This window comes from Roseibium sp. ROS1, from assembly GCF_054658215.1.
Genome location: NZ_BAAGIG010000002.1, coordinates 708,849 through 729,742 on the forward strand (window position 1 = coordinate 708,849; position 20,894 = coordinate 729,742).

At 59.3% G+C, this 20,894-nt stretch carries 20 protein-coding genes; 8 read left to right on the forward strand and 12 right to left on the reverse strand.

Annotated elements, in window-relative coordinates; genetic code table 11:
• Positions 1-44: 44 nt before the first annotated feature.
• From ndk to ACYQ6M_RS11500, 4 genes are all read left to right on the forward strand, one after another.
• Positions 45-467: a nucleoside-diphosphate kinase gene (gene ndk / locus ACYQ6M_RS11485; RefSeq protein WP_031270733.1), complete on the forward strand. Its 423-nt coding sequence runs from the start codon at positions 45-47 to the stop codon at positions 465-467.
• 170 nt (positions 468-637) lie between these two features.
• On the forward strand, positions 638-1,792 hold the full coding sequence (locus tag ACYQ6M_RS11490) for a YHYH protein (protein ID WP_460073863.1): 1,155 nt from the start codon (positions 638-640) through the stop codon (positions 1,790-1,792).
• Positions 1,793-1,875: 83 nt separating this feature from the next.
• A complete protein-coding gene (locus ACYQ6M_RS11495) occupies positions 1,876-2,313 on the forward strand; it encodes an EF-hand domain-containing protein (RefSeq protein ID WP_460073864.1) in 438 nt (145 codons plus the stop codon).
• Positions 2,314-2,417: 104 nt separating this feature from the next.
• Positions 2,418-4,517 (forward strand): molybdopterin-containing oxidoreductase family protein, encoded by a 2,100-nt coding sequence (locus ACYQ6M_RS11500; RefSeq protein WP_460073866.1) that lies wholly within the window; start codon positions 2,418-2,420, stop codon positions 4,515-4,517.
• Between the two features lie 271 nt (positions 4,518-4,788).
• Here the strand turns inward: ACYQ6M_RS11500 and ACYQ6M_RS11505 are convergent, their stop codons facing one another.
• From ACYQ6M_RS11505 to ACYQ6M_RS11515, 3 genes are all read right to left on the reverse strand, one after another.
• Positions 4,789-5,196 carry a DUF983 domain-containing protein gene (locus tag ACYQ6M_RS11505; RefSeq protein ID WP_023003992.1) on the reverse strand — a complete coding sequence of 136 codons (408 nt, stop codon included), beginning with the start codon at positions 5,194-5,196 and terminating at the stop codon, positions 4,789-4,791.
• A 172-nt stretch (positions 5,197-5,368) separates the two neighbouring features.
• Entirely contained in the window at positions 5,369-6,763 is a 1,395-nt protein-coding gene (locus tag ACYQ6M_RS11510) for an aminotransferase-like domain-containing protein (protein WP_460073869.1), read from the reverse strand.
• A gap of 226 nt (positions 6,764-6,989) precedes the next feature.
• Positions 6,990-8,147, reverse strand: coding sequence for a WD40/YVTN/BNR-like repeat-containing protein (locus ACYQ6M_RS11515; RefSeq protein ID WP_460073872.1), 1,158 nt, complete (start codon positions 8,145-8,147; stop codon positions 6,990-6,992).
• Between the two features lie 232 nt (positions 8,148-8,379).
• Between ACYQ6M_RS11515 and ACYQ6M_RS11520 the strand changes: the two genes are divergently transcribed.
• From ACYQ6M_RS11520 to ACYQ6M_RS11530, 3 genes are all read left to right on the forward strand, one after another.
• Positions 8,380-9,078, forward strand: a complete 699-nt coding sequence (locus ACYQ6M_RS11520) for a GNAT family N-acetyltransferase (RefSeq protein ID WP_460073875.1) — start codon at positions 8,380-8,382, stop codon at positions 9,076-9,078.
• A gap of 40 nt (positions 9,079-9,118) precedes the next feature.
• Positions 9,119-9,841 (forward strand): type 1 glutamine amidotransferase, encoded by a 723-nt coding sequence (locus ACYQ6M_RS11525; RefSeq protein WP_460073878.1) that lies wholly within the window; start codon positions 9,119-9,121, stop codon positions 9,839-9,841.
• Between the two features lie 120 nt (positions 9,842-9,961).
• Entirely contained in the window at positions 9,962-10,123 is a 162-nt protein-coding gene (locus ACYQ6M_RS11530) for a histidine decarboxylase, pyruvoyl type (RefSeq protein ID WP_460074627.1), read from the forward strand.
• A gap of 155 nt (positions 10,124-10,278) precedes the next feature.
• On the opposite strand, the gene ACYQ6M_RS11535 is transcribed toward ACYQ6M_RS11530, so the two are convergent.
• From ACYQ6M_RS11535 to ACYQ6M_RS11565, 7 genes are all read right to left on the reverse strand, one after another.
• Entirely contained in the window at positions 10,279-11,253 is a 975-nt protein-coding gene (locus ACYQ6M_RS11535) for a DUF808 domain-containing protein (protein WP_460073881.1), read from the reverse strand.
• A 120-nt stretch (positions 11,254-11,373) separates the two neighbouring features.
• Complete coding sequence (locus ACYQ6M_RS11540) at positions 11,374-13,056, reverse strand: ABC transporter ATP-binding protein (RefSeq protein ID WP_460073884.1); 1,683 nt, start codon at positions 13,054-13,056, stop codon at positions 11,374-11,376.
• Entirely contained in the window at positions 13,053-13,925 is an 873-nt protein-coding gene (locus ACYQ6M_RS11545) for a metallophosphoesterase family protein (RefSeq protein ID WP_460073886.1), read from the reverse strand. Before ACYQ6M_RS11545 ends, ACYQ6M_RS11540 begins: the two co-directional genes overlap by 4 nt.
• Before the next feature lie 69 nt (positions 13,926-13,994).
• Entirely contained in the window at positions 13,995-15,542 is a 1,548-nt protein-coding gene (locus ACYQ6M_RS11550; protein WP_055653678.1) for an ABC transporter substrate-binding protein, read from the reverse strand.
• A gap of 63 nt (positions 15,543-15,605) precedes the next feature.
• Entirely contained in the window at positions 15,606-16,508 is a 903-nt protein-coding gene (locus tag ACYQ6M_RS11555) for an ABC transporter permease (protein ID WP_055653679.1), read from the reverse strand.
• Between the two features lie 4 nt (positions 16,509-16,512).
• A complete protein-coding gene (locus ACYQ6M_RS11560) occupies positions 16,513-17,439 on the reverse strand; it encodes an ABC transporter permease (protein ID WP_297843303.1) in 927 nt (308 codons plus the stop codon).
• A complete protein-coding gene (locus ACYQ6M_RS11565; protein WP_460073891.1) occupies positions 17,433-18,245 on the reverse strand; it encodes an HAD-IIA family hydrolase in 813 nt (270 codons plus the stop codon). Before ACYQ6M_RS11565 ends, ACYQ6M_RS11560 begins: the two co-directional genes overlap by 7 nt.
• A 226-nt stretch (positions 18,246-18,471) precedes the next feature.
• On the opposite strand from ACYQ6M_RS11565, the gene ACYQ6M_RS11570 reads away from it, so the two are divergent.
• Positions 18,472-19,365 (forward strand): LysR family transcriptional regulator, encoded by an 894-nt coding sequence (locus tag ACYQ6M_RS11570; protein WP_023004004.1) that lies wholly within the window; start codon positions 18,472-18,474, stop codon positions 19,363-19,365.
• A 17-nt stretch (positions 19,366-19,382) separates the two neighbouring features.
• Here the strand turns inward: ACYQ6M_RS11570 and ACYQ6M_RS11575 are convergent, their stop codons facing one another.
• Positions 19,383-20,045 carry an aspartate/glutamate racemase family protein gene (locus ACYQ6M_RS11575; protein WP_460073894.1) on the reverse strand — a complete coding sequence of 221 codons (663 nt, stop codon included), beginning with the start codon at positions 20,043-20,045 and terminating at the stop codon, positions 19,383-19,385.
• 8 nt (positions 20,046-20,053) lie between these two features.
• A complete protein-coding gene (locus ACYQ6M_RS11580) occupies positions 20,054-20,893 on the reverse strand; it encodes an ABC transporter permease (RefSeq protein ID WP_055653687.1) in 840 nt (279 codons plus the stop codon).
• Position 20,894: the final 1 nt, after the last annotated feature.

A 20,894-nucleotide genomic window follows, 5' to 3' on the forward strand; every position in this document is an offset into this window, starting at 1 on the left:
CCGGCACTCCGCCGGCCCGCTGCTGAAACGAGAAAGATGAAACCATGGCGATTGAACGCACGTTTTCCATGATCAAGCCGGACGCCACCAAGCGCAACCTGACCGGTGCCATCACCGCCAAGCTTGAAGAAGCCGGCCTGCGCGTCGTTGCTTCCAAGCGCGTTTGGATGTCCCTGCGCGAAGCTGAAGCTTTCTATGCGGTTCACAAGGAACGTCCGTTCTTCGGCGAACTGACTGAATTCATGTCCTCTGGCCCGACCGTCGTTCAGGTTCTGGAAGGCGAAAATGCCATTGCCAAGAACCGTGAAGTCATGGGTGCAACCAACCCGGCTGACGCTGCAGAAGGCACGATCCGCAAGTCCTATGCCCTGTCCATCGGCGAAAACTCCGTACACGGTTCCGATGCAGCTGAAACCGCTGCTGAAGAAATCGCGTTCTGGTTCTCCGGTGTTGAACTCGTCGGCTAACCTGCGGACAATGAGTTGACTGAAAAGCCGGTCCCGTCGGGGCCGGCTTTTTCTGTTTGTGCCACCTCTCAGCCGTTACATCGCGTTACACTTTGATGCGATTGTCTGACAGCGTTCTGCTTCCAAAGGCCTCATACTCAATTCGTGGGCGAAGAGATCGGGAGAGAGCGATGCGCATATCGATAGCGCTGGCCGGAGTGCTGATTGCAGTACCGGCTGCCGCGCATGACAGCATGGCGCGACTGGAAGGTGAACAAGCCGTCGAGCAGACGCATGTTATGGAGGAAATCTGGAACCTCTTGCTGCCGAAGGCCGAAGCGTCGGCAGACATTTCAGTCGACAGTAACTATCGCCATATTCATGCCGACGGCTATCCAGTGAAACCACCCGGAAAATTTCCCAACCGCGGGAACCCGCATTCCATTTCGAAAAAGAACTACAATCTGAAGGTCCCTCTGGTGCCGCACAAGAACTCCAGCGCAACCAGGGCGCAGGAGGCGGTTTTTGGCATTGCGGTGAACGGTGTGGTCATGGACCCTGGCACGGCGGAGTTCTGGCAAAACGACCGTCGCTCGGGATGGAACTACGAGGCGCTGGGCGGTGCTTGCAAGCTGGGTCTTGACCGGTACAACGCCCATGTCCAACCGGATGGCACCTACCATTATCATGGCATTCCGACCGGCGTCATGGCTTCCAAGGATGGTAAGTCAGTGCCTGCCTTGTTGGGATTTGCCGCGGACGGCTTTCCCATCTACGGCCCTTACGGCTATTCCGACCCCAAGCGGAACTCGGGTCTCAAGAAGCTGAACAGCAGCTACAGGGTGAAGAAAGGCAATCGGCCGGGCGGACCGGGCGGACCGGGCGGGCGCTACAACGGCAAGTTCACACAGGATTGGGCCTATGTTGCCGGCGCCGGCGATCTTGACCAGTGCAACGGGCGTTTTGCGGTTACGCCGGAATATCCGAAGGGCACGTATCACTATGTGCTGACGGATGCATTTCCTTTCATTCCACGCTGTTGGATGGGTAACCCCGACAGCAGCTTCATGCGCTTGAAACGAGCTGGCATGAGAGGCGAGATCCAGAACGAGAGCGATCTTCCCACGGTCGATTTTGCGGCGCTGTCGGACAATAGCGAGGCTGCCGTCGTGCTTGTTCAGGCGCAGGGCGGCCACCCGCCACGTTTTCTGCATGGAGGTCGCCCACCGCCCCCGGGCCTTGGATCTGGCCATGGACCAGGCTTTGGCTCGCGCAACGGAGGTCCTCCACCCGGCGCAAGGCCGGAAGCCGGGCGTGGGGGGAGGTCTCCCTGCAGCGGCAGCTGAACGGAAAAAGTGCGTGACATCCACGCACTTTTTTTGGAAATGAAACATTCAAAAATTCGAAACTTGGAAAGAAAGGAAATCACATGAAATCGATCACGCTCGGAGCCGCCCTCATTCTGGCAACAGTGGGCTCATGTTTTGCCGCAGAAGGGCCTGGGGTGCATTTCATCGAAAACTGGGATCTGAATGGTGACGGTGCAGTGAACGCTGAAGAGGCGCGGGAACGGCGCGGCAATGTCTTTGCCAGTTTCGACGCCAACGACGATGGTTTTCTGGATGCAGAGGAATATGTCCTCTTCGATGAGGCAAGAGCCCAGGATCAGGCAGAGAATGAGCCCAAGGGAATGGGGAAAGGTGCAAGAAACCCGGCAAACGGCATGCGCCTTGAAGTCAATGATATCGACGGCGACGGCAAGGTTTCTGAAGCCGAGTTTCTCGACAACGCATCCTCCTGGATCGAAATGATCGACCGCAACGGCGACGGGGTCGTAACAGTTGCGGATTTCGGTCCACGCGGGTGAAACGAACCACCCGGATAATGGGTAAAAGCGGCCATCCGACTTGACAGGTGGCCGCGCTGGGGGAACCTTGCCGGGCTCATGTTCGAGGAATTCAGTAAGGCATCATGACCCAGCAGCCGCCCAAGAGCACTTTTTCCGCCTGTCCGCACGATTGTCCGTCGACCTGCGCGCTGGAGGTGCATTTTTATCCGCATGGCGACGTACGCCGGCTGAATGGTGCCAAGGACAATGCCTATACCGCAGGCGTTATCTGCGCCAAGGTCGCGCGCTATCCCGAACGGCTTTACCACCCGGACCGGCTGTTGAAGCCGCTGCGGCGCACCGGCAAGAAAGGTGAAGGCCGTTTCGAGGAAATCTCCTGGGATGCAGCGCTGGATCTGATCGCTGAAAAGTTCCTGGTTGCGGAAGCCGAATTCGGAGCCGAAAGCGTCTGGCCCTATCACTATGCCGGTACGATGGGGATGGTGCAGCGGGACAGTATCCATCGGCTGCGTCATACCAAGGGCTACTCGCGTCAGTTCGACAGTTTCTGCACCAACATGGCCTGGACAGGCTATGTCGCGGGCACCGGCAAGTTGGCAGGGCCTGATCCGCGTGAAATGGCAGTTTCCGACCAGATCGTCATCTGGGGCACAAATCCGGTTGCGACCCAGGTCAACGTGATGACCCATGCCATTGCCGCCCGCAAGAAACGCGGCGCGCGCATTATCGTTGTTGACGTCTATGAGACCGAGACGATGAAGCAGGCGGACATCGGCATCATCCTGAAACCCGGCACGGATGCCGCGCTTGCCTGCGCTGTCATGCATGTGCTCTTCCGCGACGGCCACGCCGACCGGGATTACCTGGAAACCTACACGGATTGTCCGGCCGAGCTGGAAGCGCATCTGAAAACGAAGACACCGGAGTGGGCTGCCTCGATCACGGGGCTGGACGTCTCAAGAATCGAGGAGCTGGCGCAGCTGATCGGTTCGGTCAAGAAGACCTATTTCCGGCTCGGCTACGGCTTCACCCGGTCGCGCAATGGCGCAGTCGGCATGCATGCTGCCAGTTCCATTGCCGCTGTCACCGGCTGCTGGAAGGAAGAGGGTGGCGGCGCCTTCCACAACAACGGTGCAATCTATCAGCTCAACAAGGAAATGATCGAAGCCGGCTCGCTGAAGGACCCGGCTGCGCGCGCCCTCGACCAGAGCCTTGTCGGCCGTATTCTCACGGGCGACGAAGCGGCGTTACTTGGTGGTCCGCCGGTGAAGGCGATGCTGATTCAGAATACCAACCCGGTTTCCGTGGCACCGGAGCAGGACCTGATAAAGCAGGGGTTCGCGCGCGAGGACCTCTTCACCGTCGTCCATGAGCATTTCCTGACAGAGACAGCGCAGATGGCAGACATCGTGCTGCCGGCAACCCAGTTTCTGGAACATGACGACCTTTATAAAGGCGGCGGACATCAGTATTTGATGCTGGGTCCCAAAGCTGTTGAGCCGCCGGAAGGTCCTAGGGAAAATATATTTGTTATCAACGAGATCGCCAGGCGCGTTGACTCAAAACCTCATCCAGGATTCGATATGAGCGCACGCGACCATATCGACTGGCTGTTGCGCAATTCCAACTATGGAACGCTCGCAGACCTGGAAGCTGGAAAGTGGATCGATCTGCAGCCTGATTTCGAAACGGCGCATTATCTCAACGGCTTCGGTCACGCAGACGGCAAGTTCCACTTCAAGGCTGACTGGGGTCGTTCCTCTGCTCCCAACAAGCCGGAAGATGGCACAATTTTCGGTCCCTGGCAGACGATGCCGGAGTTGCCGGATCAATGGGACAGCATCGAACTCGCCAACGAGCAGCATCCGTTCCGCTTGGTGACATCGCCAGCTCGCTCTTTCCTGAATTCCACGTTCAACGAGACCGACAGTTCGAAGAAGAAGGAAGGCCGACCGGAGGTCTGGTTGCGTCCGGAAGAGGCAGAGCGTTTCGGCATCGAAGACGGTGCCAAGGTAAAGATGGGCAACCGGCGCGGTGTCGTGACTTTGCATGCGCGATATGTTGCGACCGTCGCGCCCGGAACCGTGATCTCGGAAGGGATCTGGCCGAACGATGCATTCGAGGACGGCCGCGGCATCAACACGCTTACCGGGGCCGACCCGGTGGCGCCGTATGGTGGCGCGGCGTTTCACGACACGGCCGTGTGGGTGAGGGCCGTCTGACGCTGACTGCCGGTTTGTTAGGTAATTGCGGCCCATCCTTCGAGATGCGAGCGAACTCGCTCCTCAGAATGAGGCGGACGTGCATTCAGACGCAAGCAGAGCAACACACTCATCCTCATTCTGAGGAGGTGCGAAGCACCGTCTCGAAGGATGGGCCACTTGCTCCATAGCCTCTCAATTTAAGAAAAGAAAAGGCGGTGCATCGCCCGTCCGATGTCACCGCCTGCCTCGGGAAAGTCTGGTCGTCGGTCCGGCTTGGGGCTTCCGAACGTCAGACCTGGCTTTCCGAGGATTGGGAAACCGGTGTGGCCAGCTTGCCTTCTTCCGCCTTGTAGAAATACTGGCTTGAGACCAGCCAGCCCTTGAGCGGTCGAAGCATAGGAATGCAGGTCACCAGGATCAGCGGCAGGGTCGTCACCAAATGCACCCAGTAAGGGGCTGTAAAGGCGATTTCGAGCCAGATCGCAAAGGCGACTGCGGGAATGCAGCCGAAGCAGATCACGAAAAACGCGGGCCCGTCCGCAGGGTCGGCAAAGCTGTAATCAAGTCCGCAGTGGTCGCATTTCGGCTTCAGCTTCAGGAAGCCGTCGAAGATGGAGCCTTCGCCGCAACGCGGGCAGCGGCCCTTGATGCCGGTGCGGATCGGCGGAATTTGCGGCCAGCTTTGTGGAGTGGTCATGGAACACCTTTTCCTGCGAGAGGTCTTCCGGTTCGAGCCGGAGACGTTAATCCAGTCAATATTTGAATGAATGAATATGTTTGCAGTCAAAGATAAAGCAAATTGCTTGCATGGCAAGCCAATCGCCTGCGGCAGATTGGCAGAGGGTTGTGTGCAGTCTTTGCCTTTTCGTTCAGAAGTAGGTGGAGGTCTTGTCCGGCGTTGACGCCAATGCCTCGGAAATGACCCTGAACGCGCTATCGATCTGAGCGCGATCATGTGGTCCGCCCAGACAGAGCCGCACGGATTCATCCGCCTTTCCGGCAATCGTGAAGGCGTCGCTTTCCACAACGCCGACAGCCTGGTTCCTCATCTGGCTGACAAAGGCCGGACGAGACCAGCCTTCAGGCAAGGCAAGCCAGATATGAAATCCGTCAGGGTCGGCTTCAAACTTCTGGCTTTTCAGATAGCGGGCGGCCAGGTCCTGCCGGGCCGCGCTTTCGCTTCGGATGTGCCGAAGCAGGGCTCTGGCAGTGCCATCTTCGATCCAGCGCGTGGCGAGGGCTGTCGTGAGCGGGGAAATCATGACGCTGGACGTGCGCTGTGAACGAGCGAACTGCCATGCAGCGCTCCGGTCCGGGGCAAGGACGTGGGCGAGCCGGAGACCGGCTCCAACGCTTTTCGAAAGAGAACCGATGTACCAGGTGATATTCGGAGCAAGAGCGGCTATCGACGGGACCTGCTTGCGGCTGAGCTGGCCGTAGGGATCATCCTCCAGGATCGGCACGCCGTGGCGCTGCGCGGTGGCGGCAAGATCGCGGCGCCGCTGCTCGGAGAGGGTGCGAGTGGTTGGGTTGTGCAGGGTCGGATTGAGATAGAGTGCCTTCAGGCGACCGTCGAGACAGGCTTTGCGAAAGGCCTCCGGATCAATGCCTTCTTCGTCGCTCGGCAAGCCACAAAGCTCCAGTCTGAGTTGTCCGCAGATGGAGCGGATCCCGGGATAGGTGACGGCTTCGCATGCGATCCGGTCACCCGGCTCGCAAAGCGTTGCAAGAATGCCGGCAAGAGCTGCCTGAGCACCGGGAGCAAACAGAATATCTTCCGGGTCGGGTTTGAGGCCAACTCCGGCAAGCCAGCGTGCCGCAGCCTGGCGGTCCGGGTCTTTTTCAGAAATTGTCTGGTATCGAAGCAGCGGAATGAGGTCGGCCGAAAGCGCCGCGAGCCCCTCTTTCATACGGGCAATCAGGCCAGGGTCACTGACTTCCGGCGGCAGGTTCATGGAAAAGTCCGGAGGTGACAGCCGCTTGGCATCACGTGTTGCAACGCCGCCGCCCAGAACGCTGTCGGGGCCGGTGACGAATGTGCCGCTGCCAACCATGGAGGAGATAGCGCCACGCCTGCGGGCTTCGGTGTAACCGCGTGCAACGGTGGTGAAGTCAAGCCCGAGCCGGGCTGCCAACTGGCGCTGCGCAGGAAGCCGGTCTCCAGGCGAAAGGCGTCCGGCGCGAATATCTTCTTCAATGGCGTCCGCGATCGCGGCATAGCGCGGAGCACTGCTGGCGGAAAGGTCCGGACACCATTCGGTCATGAAGAATTGCTTTCAAATTGACTGGATATTGACTGTATACAGAGCTCGTGCCGGAATGTCACCAATCATTCGCTTCAGGGTGGGGCACCCAGTGGAGCTTGCGAACAATGGACGGCTGGCGAACAGCGCGCGTGCTGAACGGTCTTTGTGTCCAGGAAGATGTGGTCGAGGCAAACGCACGCGTGGCAGCGAGTTGGCAGCAGGGCCTTCCCGATATCAGCTGGTTTTATGCTCGGTCCAAAACCTCGACGGCCAGCACAGTCGGCAAATGGCGGGCAATTTCCTGCCAGGTCTCACCTTCATCCAGGCTGGCGAAAACCGAGCCTGAGTTTGTGCCGAAGTAGAGCCCGGCGGGGTCTCGTGTGTCGCCGCCCATCGCCTGACGCAGAACCGTGAAGAAGCAGGCTTCCTGCGGAAGGCCCTCGCGCTTGTCCCGCCAGGTTCGGCCACCGTCATCGGACTTCCAGACGGCTGCCGCCGCACCGGGGGGAAACCGGCCTTCGGTGTCTCCGTTAAGCGGGAGCGTCCAGATGGTGTCAGGATCTCGCGGATGAACGCGGATCGGGAAGCCGAAGGTGGAGGGCAGGCCGTCGGTGATGTTGTCCCAGTTGAGCCCGCCGTCTGCGGATCGCCAGACGCCGTGGTGGTTCTGCTGATAAAGCAGGTCATTGTCGCCAGGTGCACGCATCATGTTGTGAACGCAATGGCCGGTCTCGCCGTCGCGCGGGGAGGCATGGTGATCATGTCCCTCACAGGCGGCCGCGTTGGACAGCCGGTTGCGTCGCTCCCACGTCATGCCGCAATCTTCGCTGGCGAAAACCCCTGCTGCAGAAATGCCTATCCAGAGCTTTTTCGGATTGTCCGGGTCGGAAACGATCGTGTGCAGCACAAGGCCGGCCGCACCCGGGTTCCAGCTGTCTGCGGACGGATGATTGGCAAGCCCTTCCAGATGCGCGAAGCTCTTGCCGGCATCCCGGCTGGCAAGAAACCTTGCGGGCTTGGTGCCGGCGTAGAGCGTGCCGTGGGCATACCCGAGCGACCAGATTTGCGAGAAGTCGTCCGCAAAAGGCAGGTCCTGAGGTGTCCAATTCAAAAACTTGGCTGTCTCGGGGTCATTGGCTGCCCAGTCGTCGAGCGTCCCTTTGGTCAGTCGGGTAACCTCCCATGTCTCGCCGCCGTCGACAGAACGCCAGACGCCCGCGCCGGACCATTCGCCGCCGCCGCCGGCCCAGATCGTGCCGCTATCCGGATCGCCGATCACGTGATTGATCGGCCAGCCATCGCAGAAAGGTCCCTTTACCTTCCAGCCTCCACGGTCACTTCCACCGTTCAGCAGGAACGCTCCCTTGGTGGTTCCGACAAGCACCGTTACACCCGAAGTCATGGTTTGCCTCCTCCAGAAACCGGTGGAGCTTAACACGAGTTTTGTTGGTTGCAGATGGGCTTCAATGCTCCTTTACGGCGTGATGTGGCCTAAAGGAAAAGAGCCTCCTAACTGGTTCTGTTGGTCTCGAGGAACTGGATCTTCTCGCGGTACCAGTGAATCGGTAGACAGTGGGAGCCTGCCGGTAGCAAACTGCCGGCACATGCAAGCCATGCCCTTTCCGGAGATGATCATGCCTGAAAACCTTAGCCATTGGACCGGGCGTCCCCGGCCGGAGCACAAGCCGATTGAGGGCCGTTACGTTGTCCTGGAACCGCTTGATCCGGTGCGTCACACGTCCGGACTATTCGAAGCTTCCGATGTGCCGGACGGCGATCAGAAATTCCGCTGGCTTCCTGAGTATCCACCGGAATCTGAAGCCGCTTTCCGCGGGTGGGTGGAAAAGGCTGCAGCCAGCAAGGATCCGCTCTTTTTTGTCATCGTGGACAAGGAAACCGGCAAAGTAGCCGGGCGGCAGACGCTTATGCGGATCGACGAGGCCAACGGTGTCATCGAAATTGGCAATATCTATTGGGGACCGCTGATCTCACGCAAACGCGGGGCGACCGAAGCCCTCTATCTGTTCATGAAATATGTGTTCGATGAACTCGGCTATCGGCGTTTTGAATGGAAGTGCAACAACGACAACATTCCGTCCAGACAAGCCGCCTTGCGTTTCGGTTTCAGCGAGGAAGGCGTCTTCCGGCAGCATCTTGTCGTCAAGGGTCTCAATCGCGATACAGCGTGGTTCTCCATGATCGACAAGGAATGGCCGGCGCTGAAAAAAGGCTATGAAGCCTGGTTGGCCGCGGAGAATTTCGAGCCATCCGGAGAGCAGAAGCGCAAACTTGGCGCGTGTCTTGCGGATGCTGCAAAGAGCGGTCAATCATGAGCGATCGGCGCCAGCCGGATTCACCAGACGAGACCTATCGATGAACTCCAGACATATCGGCATCTTGCAGCCCGGGCATGCCCCCGACGAACTGGCACAGGAATTGGGCGACTACGATGCATGCTTCCGGCAGTTGCTGGCCGGTCGCGGGTTTTCCTTCATGACCTATGATGTGGAGGCGGGCGAGTTCCCCGATGGGCCGGAAGCAGCGGATTCCTGGTTGATAACCGGGTCCCGCCACGGAGCTTACGAAGACCACGACTGGATTCCGCAGCTTGAGGATCTTATCCGCGCAATTCACCAGAGCGAGCGCCCTCTGATCGGTGTTTGCTTCGGTCACCAGATCATTGCTCAGGCTCTTGGTGGCCAGGTGGAGAGGTCGCACACGGGATTTACCGCCGGACCGGAAACCTATCGCGGTTTCGGTCACGAAAAACTGGTGCTCAATGCCTGGCATCAGGACCAGGTCACAATGGCGCCCAAGGGGCTTGAAGTTGTTGCAAGCAGTTCAGGTTGCCCGATTGCCGGGCTTCATCTGCCTGGCCGGATCCTGACATGCCAGCCGCATCCGGAAATAGATCCGGACTACCTTGCGGGCATTGTGAAGCTGCGCGGATATGTTTTGAACGACACGCAGCGCGCTGATCTGCCGAAACGGATCGAGACCATGCCTCTTGATGCGAACAAGGCGGCAGATCTCTTTGCAATGTTCCTGTCGGGCGAAGAACTCGAGATGCTGTTGCCCGGAAACGCCGAAGCCTGATCTGCAGAGCCAACCATGCCCGGTCAATCGCAATGCTCGAATTCGCATAGGTAGAAATTTATTTCGATCTAAACGCTAATTTGAACTTCTCGCGCTTGCGGGTGTTTAAGGGCGTAGCGGATCGTTGACTGCGACAAGGACCTGTCGGTGCCCTATGACCGCACCTTCATGGCCTATGCCTATGTCATCATGAAGTCTGGCTTCGTCGGTACGGCACTTACCGTTGCGCCTTACACCACGTTTGCTCAACCAGAAGGCCCCTCAAGCTTCAATACGTTTTAGGAACTTATATTGAGCGACTGGGAGCAGGCTGTCGGGCTGACATGTCCCGGTTTCGTCGGCGTACAGAAAATCCTGCGCTTTGCTCTCTCACGAAAAAGGCAATCGACTGTCTCCTGTCGATTGCCTTTGTTTTTTCCGGGCCGACCGCTCGAAGGTCAGTGGCTCTTCGCGGCTGACTTGCCTCTGACGAGCCGCCAGACCGGCAGGATCACCTTGCTGGTAACCGGGATCAGCAGCATGCCGAGTGCAAGGCCGAACAGACCGTCCAGGCTTGCCGTTACCACCCATGTGAGGAATCCTTGAGCGACCTGTACCGAATGAGCCACGTTGTGGGCAATGTCGTGGATGATGCCGTAGATCTGTCCGAAGCCCAGAACGTCCATACCGTGCAGCACGATGGAGCCACCGACCCAAAGCATTGCGGCGGTACCGACTGTCATCAGCAGTTTCATGAAGCCGGGCATGGCTTTCACAATGCCGTGGCCGATGGCGCGGGTCAGCGACAGTCGACCTCTGCGCGTCAGCATCAGGCCAAAGTCGTCCGCTTTTACCAGCAAGGCAACGGAGCCATAAACGAGAACGGTGATGCCAATTGCGACCACTGCAAGCGTGGCGGCTTCCATCCAGATGGTGCTTTCAGGAATCTCGGCGAGGGCGATCGTCATGATTTCCGCCGACAGGATGAAGTCGGTCTTGATGGCGCCGGAAACCTTCTGTTCTTCCAGATGCAACGGGTCGGCAACGAAGCCTTCCGGCTCGTCGGCGTCATGATGATGGGGCTTGAAGATGTGATAGATCTTTTCCGCCCCCTCAAAACACAGGTAGGCGCCACCCAGCATCAGCAACGGTGTAATGATACCTGGCAGAAACTCATTGAGTAGAAGGCCGGCCGGAAGCAGGAAGATCAGCTTGTTCTTGATTGACCCCTTCGCGATCCGCCAGACGATCGGAATTTCGCGTGCAGGGGAAAATCCGTCGACATATTTCGGAGTGACGGCTGCGTCGTCGATCACGGCTCCGGCCGCTTTCGCGCCCGCCTTGGCCGCCTGGCCGATCACGTCATCCGCGGAGGCCGCGGCAATCTTGGCGATTGCGGCAACGTCATCGAGTAGGGCAAGCAATCCGCTCATGGCAGCTCCAGGTCTGTGTCCGTCCGGGGCAAGGATATAGCGTGTTGCCGGGTGAGGGGCCAGTAAAGAGACCCATATTCCTGAAACAGATTGCACCGGAACGAATTGGCCTGAAGTTGGTTACGCCATCGCCGCCAGTGTCGTGCTTTCCTGCGGAAATGCCGTGAAGGCCTCCGCAGACTTGCGGCGTTGCTTCGGCATCGGGATTGGAACGGCAGACAACAGGCGGCGTGTGTACGGGTGCTGCGGGTTTTTCAGAATCTGTTCGGTTGGACCGGTTTCGACAATCTCGCCCTTGTACATCACGGCAATGCGGTGACTGACCCGCTCCACCACGCCGATATCGTGTGAGATGAACAGGAACGACAGACCTTCCGTGCGTTGCAGTTCCAGCATCAGATCAGTGATCTGCCGGGCAATGGAAACATCCAGCGCGGAGACCGCTTCGTCCGCAATGATGAGTTTCGGTTCCACCGACAAGGCACGCGCAATGCACAGACGCTGACGTTGTCCGCCGGAGAATTGGTGCACGAAGCGATTGATGGCATCGCGCTCCAGTCCAACCCTTTCAACCAGATCCGCTGCGAGTTCCTTCTGGTCCTTGCGCGAGACAAGGCCGTGGATCCGTGCCGGCTCCGTGATCAGTTCATGTACCGGAAGCCGCGGATTGAGGCTCGCATAGGGGTCCTGAAACACCATCTGCATGTCTTTCCGCGTCTCGCGGAGCGCCTGCCGGGAGGAGCTGTTCAGAACATTGCCGTCAAGCCGGACAGATCCGCTTTCAGGTTCGATCAGGTGCAGAATGGACCGCGCCAGGGTCGACTTGCCGCAACCGGATTCGCCAACCAGACCAAGCGTCTCGCCACGCGCAACCTTCAGCGAAACGCGGTTCACGGCCAGAACGCCGCCGGATTTCCTGGAAAACAGGCCGGATTTGCCGGCAAATCGTGTCGACAGTTGCTCAACATCCAGCACTGTCTCGGTCCCGGCCTGCTGCGTGCTGGTTCCAGAACCCGGTTTCGGCGTTGCCGCCATCAGCGCCTTTGTGTAGGCAGCCTTCGGCCTTTCGAAAAGATCGTGAACGCTGGCTTCTTCCATCTTTTCGCCGTTGCGAAGCACGACGACCCGGTCGGCAATCTCGGCAACGACGCCCATGTCGTGGGTGATGAACAGAACGCCCATGCCGATTTCGTCCTGAAGGTTCCTGATGAGCGTCAGGATCTCCGCTTGGGTGGTGACGTCCAGAGCCGTAGTCGGTTCATCGCAGATCAGCAGTTTGGGCCTGCAGGCGAGCGCCATTGCAATCATCACCCGTTGACGCAGGCCGCCGGAAAGTTCGTGCGGATATTGGTGCAGCCGCCGCGCCGGATCCGGAATGCGCACCTGATCGAGGGCTTCTTCCGCGGCTTGCATGGCCTTGCGCCTGTCGAACTTCCGATGGCGGATGAAGACCTCGCCAACCTGGTCGCCGATTTTCAGAACCGGGTTGAGTGAGGTCATCGGCTCCTGAAAGACCATGGAAATGGCATTGCCGCGCAACGCGGTCAGTTGCGCATCCGACAGGCTTCGCAAGTCATGGGAGCCATCACCATCGTTCAGGCGGATGCTGCCCCCGCCAATCGTTCCACCTTCTCGTTCGATCAGCCTCAGGATGGAAAGTGCCGTGGCCGATTTGCCGGAACCGGACTCTCCGACCAGCGCAAGTGTTTCCCGCGCATGAATGGCAAAGGAAATTCCCTTCACGGCTTCATGAGCACCGAAAGAAATCCTGAGGTCCTGAACGTCCAGTACCGGCTTGGTCATTTGAGGTCTCCGCGGCGTCTTGCGGCAAATTCCGGATGCTGGTTGAAGTCCGGTAGCGGCGGTGTCCAGCGGTCGGCATGAGGCTTGAACGAATGGGCAATCGGGTCGAGGCCCTGCACCTGCCAGGAGACGGTTTCGCCAAGCTCAAGCAAACCGAAGGCACCGGCAGGTTCGCCTCTGGTGGTGAAGCTTTCGGTGAGCGACTGCTGTGTCAGATGGGTAATGCCGTCCACCGTGGTGATTGTGTTCCAGTGAACGTGGCCGGACAGACAGACCACCGGCTGCCGGGACTGCGCCAGTGCCGCGCGGGCACGTTCTGCCATCGGGTAGGTCGAAGCTGACGGATTGCGTTCGAAGTAGTAGTTACCGATCTGGCCATGACCGGAAACGGGAACGTGGCTGAGCACCAGAAGAGGTTTGTCCGTGTTCTGTGCAACGCGTGACAGCCACAAGAGATCGGCCTCATGCAGAATGAAGCCGGAATGCTCCGGCGTCCGATGGATCTTGCTGTCTGCGCGCCACAGAGCAATTCTCCAGTCACCTGCATCAAAGGTCGCGTTGGCGAGGGACTGACCGAGGATTTCCTCGTTGTCCGAAACATCCAGGTGATCGCGGTCGTGATTGCCATTGATGTGGTGGACCGGAGCATCGACGGCCTTGAAAGCGTCGGCGACTTCGCGTTCCAGCTGAAGGTCTGTGTCGCGGTCCATATCGGAAATCCGATCGCCCAGATCGACGACGAAATCGGGGGCGGCATCGTTGGCGAAACGGGCAAACTCGGCCATCAGCTCGAGGGCAGTGTCACCGCGCTTGGTCGCGGAAGGTTTGCCGTGGTGGATGTCGGCGACAACAGCAATGCGTACGGACACGTTGAATTTCCTGAATTGATCAAAGGGTAGGGAAAGCGCCGCCGGTATACCGGCGGCGCCTTTTTTTGCTTAGTTGAACGAAATGGAGCCGGCGCGGAAGTCGAGCACGTAGGGAATGTGACCCGGCTTGGGAGCCCAGTTGACGTTGGTCTTCATCGCCCAGCTCTCATAGGGGCGATACAGCGGCAGCACCGGCGGATCCTGCTTGATGCGCTCCATCAGCTCCGCATAGGCCGCGCGACGCAACTCGACATCACCGTTAAAGCGGAACTGCTCCCAGCTCTTGGCGTAGTCTTCGTCCGTGTTGAAACGGCCTTCGGATTCAGACGGACCATTCGGAGCCCACATGACGCCGAAGCTGCCGAACGGGTCGGCGAAATACATCGGGTTGGACCAGTTGCGGGTCATCATGTCCGGTGAGTTGCCGCTCCATTTGTCCTGGACGTTGACCTTGCCCTTGATACCGACTTCCGCCCACATCTCCATGATGGCCTGGGCCGCCAGAAGGCCGTTGGTGTAGTAGCCCGGCGCGGTGTCGTAGGTGATTTCGAAGCCGTCATAGCCTGCTTCCTTGAGCAGTTCCCTGGCTTTCTCCGGATTGTATTCGAAGGTGGTCAGCTCCGGCTGGTACAATTCGCCGAATTCCGCAAGCGTGTGCGTGGACGGAACCACGGCCTTGCCACCCCACAGGGCTTCGTTCAGCGTGTCACGGTCGATGGCGAGCGACAGGGCCTGACGGATGCGGGCATCCTTCAGTTTTGGATGGTTCACATTCATGATCATGACGTGGAAGAGGGCAGTGGCGCTGCCGGCGGCCTTCATGTCCGGATCGTTCTCGATGAGCTGAAGCTGGTCAGGTGCGATGTTGGTGACGATGTCGGCTTCACCGGTTTTCAGGGCCGTGATGCGTGAAGCAGTCTCCGGCATATGCCGGACGGTGACCTTGTCGAGCGGTGCCTTTTCGCCCCAGAAGTCGTCAAAACGTTCCCAGACCACTGTTTCGCCTGGTACGAATTCGGCAACCTTGTATGGGCCTGTGCCGACCGGCTTCAGGGAAAAGGCTTCAAAGTCGTCATGCTCAAGCTTGTCCGGGTCGCCTGCAAGGCTCTTGGTGTAAGCTTCCGGAATGATCATGACCTGCTGCAGGTTCAACAGTGTTTCCCAAAGAGGCTCCGGGCGCTTTGCATGGATGCGCACGGTGAGATCATCGACCTTCTCTGCCTTCTCGAAGTTTTCAAGACGGTCCCGGGCACGCACCTGATAGGGTGGGAAGTCGGCCTGATACATCCGGTTCAGCGAGAACACGACGTCGTCGGCGGTCATGTCGGCACCATTGTGGAACTTCACGCCTTCGCGCAGTTTCAGTTCCATGATCGTCGGTTCGACAAGTTTCCACTCTGTCGCGAGGCCCGGCTGCCATTCAGTGTCGGTGGTGTCGTGGTTCTTGGCGATCAGCGTATCGAAGGCGTTGTAGTAGAACTGTGAGCCGACATTAGAGTGATCGCGACCCGGATCGAGGTAGCTGGACACGTTGGCTGCACCAACGGTGAGTTCTGTTGCGAAGGCACTTGTCGCCATGAGCGAAGCAAGAGCGGTGGTTGCCAATAGTTTGGTCATATCGAGCCTCCAAGGCTGCTAGGGTGGAGCGTTGGCCGTTCCGGCTTCTGTGGTTGAGTTCGGTCAGCGGGACCTGAGACGGACATCCGCCTTGTCGCGCAGCCAGTCGCCAAGGATCTGGACTGCGAATGTGAGGAGCAGGATCACCATCGCGGGGGCGAGAACGATCCAGGGGGCCGTCGGCAGATAGTCGCGGCCGATGCCGACCATCGATCCGAGCGTTGCGGTTGGCGGTTGAACGCCGAGACCGAGGAAAGACAGGGTCGATTCCAGGATGACGATGTTGGAAAAGTTCAGTGTGAACTGGACGACGATCGGCGAGACGACATTGGGCAGGATGTGCCTCACCGCAATCCGGAGCGGCGTAGCACCTGCTGCACGTGCCGCTTCGACAAAGGGCATCTGGATCAGCTTCTTCACTTCACCGCGCACAATCCGCGTGTATTGCTCCCAGCCGTAGACACCGAGCACGAGGATCATCACGTCCAGGGATGAGCCCATGACTGCCAGAATGAGAAGGGCGATCAGGGTGAAGGGTATGGCGATCTGCGCGTCGACCAGGCCCATGATGACCTCTTCGAAAACACCGCCGATGATGCCGGCCATCAGACCCAATGTACCGCCGATCAGAAGACCGATAACGGCTCCCGCAAGGGCGAGTGCGAAGGTCAGCCGCAGGCCGTAGATGCAGCGGGAGAAGATATCCCGGCCGAGTTCGTCGGTGCCGAAATAGAAGCCGTCCTTGTAGCGTTCGAACCCGATTGGCGGACGCAGCCGGGAAATGAGACTTTGGGCATTCGGGTCGAAGGGGGCAACCCAGGGGGCGGCAAGTGCCGTCACGATCAGGATCAGGCCGATGAGAAGCGCGATCCGGACAATCCAGTTCGCATCCGACCAGATCGGGAGACGGTATGTTCTTGTGCCGGTATTACGCGGCGAAGACAGGTTGTGCGTTGCGTCGGTCATGCGCTTATCCCTTGGCAAGGCGGATGCGCGGATCCGCGAAGGCGTAGGCGATGTCGACCACTGCGTTGATCACGATGACCGCGACAGCGACGGACAGGACACCGAACTGGAGGACGGGGTAGTCACGCAGGATGGCGGACCGGACGAGGAGATCGCCGATACCGGGCCATGCGAAGATCGATTCCACGACAACGCTACCCGCCGCCGCGAGGCTGGCGATCTGTAGTCCGACCACGGAAAGCAGCGTGATCGACGCGTTGCGCAGTCCGTGCTTCAGAATGACGATCCACTCCGGCAGACCCTTGGCACGGGCTGTGCGCATGTAGTCCTGGCTGAGCACGTCCAGCATGGCGTTGCGGGTGAAGCGGGTGATCGCCGCAACCAGCGTGCCGGAAATGGCAAGCGTCGGCATAATGAAATGCAGCGCCGTTCCATCGCCAATGACGGGAAGCCAGTTGAGCGTGTAGGCAAAGATCAGCACCAGCAGGATGCCGATGATGAAGGACGGTACGGCATATCCGAGAAAGGCGATTACCATCACCACGCTGCCGATGACGCTGGTGCGGTAGATGGCGGCCAGAATACCAAGCGGTATGGACACTATCAGCGTGAAGCACACTGCGCTCAGCAGCAGTTTCAAGGATGGCCATGCACGTTCGAGAACGATTTCCGAAACCGGCCGCCTTTCCAGGAAAGACAGTCCGAACTCACCCGAAAACACCGAGCTGAGATAGCGCCAGTACTGAGTTCCGATGGAGGAATCCAGACCGTAGTAAGCGATCAGGAGGGCCCGGTCTTCCTTGGTGATGCCTTCGCCGAGAACGAAGTCGACCGGATTTCCGGAAAGCCTGGTGGCGAAGAAGACGAGCGTCACGATGAGGAACAGGGTGATCGCCATCCGCAAAAGGGTTCGCAGAACGTAGGTCAACATGCGCTCGCCTCCACTGACGACGGATGAGCGGACGGTATCGGCTCTTTCACAGGAGCACCGTTCACGATCGGCGAGGGCGTTGCGACGAGGTGAATGAAATCGAGACCGGCAAGGGTTGCCGCGGCGCCGTCGGTCGCGGCGTTGTCGCCCACAAAGACAGCCTTGCACGCCGGAACGCCCGCAGCTTCGAGTGCCGCGCCGATGAGGAACGGCTGAGGTTTGCCGATAACCCTTGGCGCGATCTCCGGACAGCACGCTTTGAAGGCTGCGAGCAGGGAGCCGGTTTCCGGCACCGGGCGACCGTCCGCATTCGGGTGGGAAAGATCCGGATTGGTCACGACCAGCTCTGCGCCTTGCTCCAGCAGTCGCAAGGCCTTTTCCAGTCCGGTCAGGGTGAACTTTGTATCCCGGGCAAGCAGGACGACGTCTGTCCGATCGTTTGCGCGCTCAAGGCCGAGCTCTGTTGCAAGAGCGTGAAGCGGCTGTTCGGCAATTACATGGATGCGCGCGCCCGGACGTTCCGCTGCGATCGTGCGCACAGCCAGCTCACCTGCAAGAAAGATGCTTTCCTGCGGCAAAGGCAGGCCGATTGCGTTCAGTTTTGCCGATAACGTGATGCTTGTGTCGGCCGAGTTGTTCGAAACGATCGATACCCTTTTGCCAGCCGCCCGGACAAAATCTTCCGCGCCCGGCAATGCTCGTCCGGCGGCTATCAGGCAACCGTCCAGATCGCAAAGGATTGCGGCATAACCGTCAACCTCCGCGGCGCCAAGCCATTGAATTGTCGTTGTTTTGCGAGCCCGCATTGCGAAGTCCATATCTGTCCGGTTGCCTTTCGGTACCACCGATCGGCATTGAGGATCCGCCGGTACGGCAGGCGGATTGTTCTGGTCAGGAAGGGCCGTGCTCCGTTGGCGTGGCCCGCTGAAATCGCAATCAAATTGTCGTCACTCTGTGACGCTGCCGTAACAGAGCGAACCTATGGTTTGAGGTGATCAAACCTTTGGCTTTGCTAATCGGAGAAAACCTGGAATGACCCTTTCCCTGTCGCGCATTCGGGCCGTGAACGCGGTCGCGTCCGGAGGCTCATATGCTGCAGCGGCACGGGCGCTGAAGATTTCGCAGCCGGCCGTCGCGCGTCATGTGAAAGATCTTGAAGCGGAATTCGGCGTACGCCTGTTCGACCGGAAAAACGGTGTCTTGTCGCCAACACCGCTGTGCAACGAGCTATGTGACGTCGCCGAGCGCATGGCAGAAGCCGAACGCGCTGCAACACGGCTGTTGACCCGTCACAACACCTTGCTGAACGGTCGTTTGAAAATCGGGTTGGGAAATTCGATGCCGGGCATGGCGTTGATCGCGCAATTTCTCAAGCGGCATCCGGGCATCGAAATCGCGGTGGAAACAGGTTCGCATGAGCGGATCACGCGGGCAGTGCTGACCCGCGAAGTCGACATCGGTGTGCTGCCGGATGTGCCTGCGGATGGCCGCTTCCGGCGCGCCTTGCTTGCAAGGCAGAATGTCGTTGCCATCGTCCATCCCGACAGCCCGCTGTCCCGGGAGGCGGCCGTGACCTGCGAACGGCTGATGGCCGAACCCCTGATTTTCCGGACAAGGGGATCCTCCACCCAACGGGTGGTCGACAGGGCCTTTCGTTCCGCCGGGTTCGAGCCATCGCCTCTTTTGACTCTGGACACCCGTGACGCGGTTTATGAAGCAGTGGTCAATGGCCTCGGGGTCGGTTTCATGTGGCGGTTCGGAACCGGGCGAACCGATGTCGTTCACCGGGTTCCGGTCTCGGACATGCAACGCCAATACGAGGAAGTGGTTTTCTCGCTCGGCGACGAGCGCAGCATGCTGTTCGACGTTTTCTTTTCCGCCGTGGAAAGCTTCCGCACGGAGGCGGACGACATTCTGGACCACTAGCAGGCGAGAGGGCGCGCCTAGGCGGTGATCGCCTCTGCAAGGCGCACAGCGGACGCTACACCATCAATGACGGGTACCTTGAATTGCGCCGTCAGGTCGGCGGCCAGATCCGCCATGCCCGCGCAACCGAGTGCGATTGCGCCGATGCCGTCCAGTCTCAGAGCGGCCTGGATTTCCGCCTCGATCTTGTGCCGGGCATCGCTCTCGGGGTTTTCCAGTTCCAGAACGGGCACGTCCGATGCACGCACCCTGACACATCGGGCGGCAAGGCCGGTGCGCTGCAGGTTCTCTTCCAGCACCGGTACGGAGACGGACAAGGTGGTAACCACCGAAAACCGTTCGGCTGCCACGGAGGCAACATGGTAGGCTGCCTCGCCGATGCCAACCACCGGGACGCGGGATTTCGCCTTCAGTTCCCAAAGGCCGGTATCGTCGAAGCATGCGATGATGATCGCGCTTATGCTTGGGTCGGTCTTGAGCGAGCGCTCGAAGAGATCGAACAGGCCGGGCAGGGCAGCCTCGCCATCCGCTGGCCCCTGAATGGCTGCCGGTCCCTCCAGTGGATTGATGGCCGTAATCCGGCTGAAGGGACCGGCTGCGGCGCGAGCAGCCGCCGCGATCTTCTGCGTCATTGAAGCCGTGGAATTCGGATTGATGACGAGGATGTGTATGTCGCGCATGTAAGGCCCTAGACCATGCCCTTTCCGGCATCCGAGCCGTGCCGTGACCTGCGTTTGTTCAGGATGACGACAATGGCCAGGAACAGGCCGATGATGCCGAAGGAGAAGGCGGTTGTCAGAGTGCCGAGAGCAAAGATCACCGGCGTCGTGACGTTTGTTGTCATGCCGTAGATTTCCAGCGGCAGCGTGTTGTAGCTGCCAGCCGTCAGAAGCGTGCGGGCAAACTCGTCATAGGACAGGGTGAAACCGAACAGGGCGACCCCGATCAGCATCGGCGCGATTATCGGCAGCACGACATGACGGACAGTCTGCCAGGCGCTTGCGCCCTGGTCGCGCGCGGCCTCCTCGTAGGATTTGTCGAAACGGTTGAAAACCGCGAACATGATCAGCAGGCCGAAGGGCAAGGTCCACGTCAGCTGCGCGCCAAAGCCCGAGGTCGACCAATGCACGGCAAGGCCGGACTGGGAGAAGATCAGGCCGACGCCAAGCGAAACCAGGATCGACGGGATCACCAGCGAGGTGATGATCAGATAGAAGATCGCACCGGACCCGGGAAACCGCTTGCGGAAGGCAAGGCCGCCCATGACGGAGACAACGACCGTTGTCACCATGACCATGAGACCAAGCACGAGCGAGCGCGAGAAACTGCCCCAGATATCCCCGACGGCCTGTTGTTCGAACAGGTCGTGGAACCAGTGCAGCGAGACGCCGCGCATCGGGAAGGTCAGCCCGCCCTGCGGTCCCTGAAAACTCAGGATCGCGATGGTGACTGTCGGGCCATAGAGGAAAACCAGGAAAAGGCCAAAGAACGCGGCAAGCGCATAGAAGGAGCGGGAACGTTTTTCCATG

What these genes read in the sequence shown, in the direction of transcription:
- ACYQ6M_RS11535 (WP_460073881.1), bottom strand. Translation starts at nt 11,253, where the DNA reads ATGAGCGGATTGCTTGCCCTACTCGATGACGTTGCCGCAATCGCCAAG.
- ACYQ6M_RS11490 (WP_460073863.1), top strand. Translation starts at nt 638, where the DNA reads ATGCGCATATCGATAGCGCTGGCCGGAGTGCTGATTGCAGTACCGGCT.
- ACYQ6M_RS11560 (WP_297843303.1), bottom strand. Translation starts at nt 17,439, where the DNA reads ATGTTGACCTACGTTCTGCGAACCCTTTTGCGGATGGCGATCACCCTG.
- ACYQ6M_RS11510 (WP_460073869.1), bottom strand. Translation starts at nt 6,763, where the DNA reads ATGACCGAATGGTGTCCGGACCTTTCCGCCAGCAGTGCTCCGCGCTAT.
- ACYQ6M_RS11540 (WP_460073884.1), bottom strand. Translation starts at nt 13,056, where the DNA reads ATGACCAAGCCGGTACTGGACGTTCAGGACCTCAGGATTTCTTTCGGT.
- ACYQ6M_RS11500 (WP_460073866.1), top strand. Translation starts at nt 2,418, where the DNA reads ATGACCCAGCAGCCGCCCAAGAGCACTTTTTCCGCCTGTCCGCACGAT.
- ACYQ6M_RS11555 (WP_055653679.1), bottom strand. Translation starts at nt 16,508, where the DNA reads ATGACCGACGCAACGCACAACCTGTCTTCGCCGCGTAATACCGGCACA.
- ACYQ6M_RS11515 (WP_460073872.1), bottom strand. Translation starts at nt 8,147, where the DNA reads ATGACTTCGGGTGTAACGGTGCTTGTCGGAACCACCAAGGGAGCGTTC.
- ACYQ6M_RS11580 (WP_055653687.1), bottom strand. Translation starts at nt 20,893, where the DNA reads ATGGAAAAACGTTCCCGCTCCTTCTATGCGCTTGCCGCGTTCTTTGGC.
- ACYQ6M_RS11550 (WP_055653678.1), bottom strand. Translation starts at nt 15,542, where the DNA reads ATGACCAAACTATTGGCAACCACCGCTCTTGCTTCGCTCATGGCGACA.
- ACYQ6M_RS11520 (WP_460073875.1), top strand. Translation starts at nt 8,380, where the DNA reads ATGCCTGAAAACCTTAGCCATTGGACCGGGCGTCCCCGGCCGGAGCAC.
- ACYQ6M_RS11505 (WP_023003992.1), bottom strand. Translation starts at nt 5,196, where the DNA reads ATGACCACTCCACAAAGCTGGCCGCAAATTCCGCCGATCCGCACCGGC.
- ACYQ6M_RS11575 (WP_460073894.1), bottom strand. Translation starts at nt 20,045, where the DNA reads ATGCGCGACATACACATCCTCGTCATCAATCCGAATTCCACGGCTTCA.
- ACYQ6M_RS11495 (WP_460073864.1), top strand. Translation starts at nt 1,876, where the DNA reads ATGAAATCGATCACGCTCGGAGCCGCCCTCATTCTGGCAACAGTGGGC.
- ACYQ6M_RS11525 (WP_460073878.1), top strand. Translation starts at nt 9,119, where the DNA reads ATGAACTCCAGACATATCGGCATCTTGCAGCCCGGGCATGCCCCCGAC.
- ACYQ6M_RS11565 (WP_460073891.1), bottom strand. Translation starts at nt 18,245, where the DNA reads ATGCGGGCTCGCAAAACAACGACAATTCAATGGCTTGGCGCCGCGGAG.
- ndk (WP_031270733.1), top strand. Translation starts at nt 45, where the DNA reads ATGGCGATTGAACGCACGTTTTCCATGATCAAGCCGGACGCCACCAAG.
- ACYQ6M_RS11570 (WP_023004004.1), top strand. Translation starts at nt 18,472, where the DNA reads ATGACCCTTTCCCTGTCGCGCATTCGGGCCGTGAACGCGGTCGCGTCC.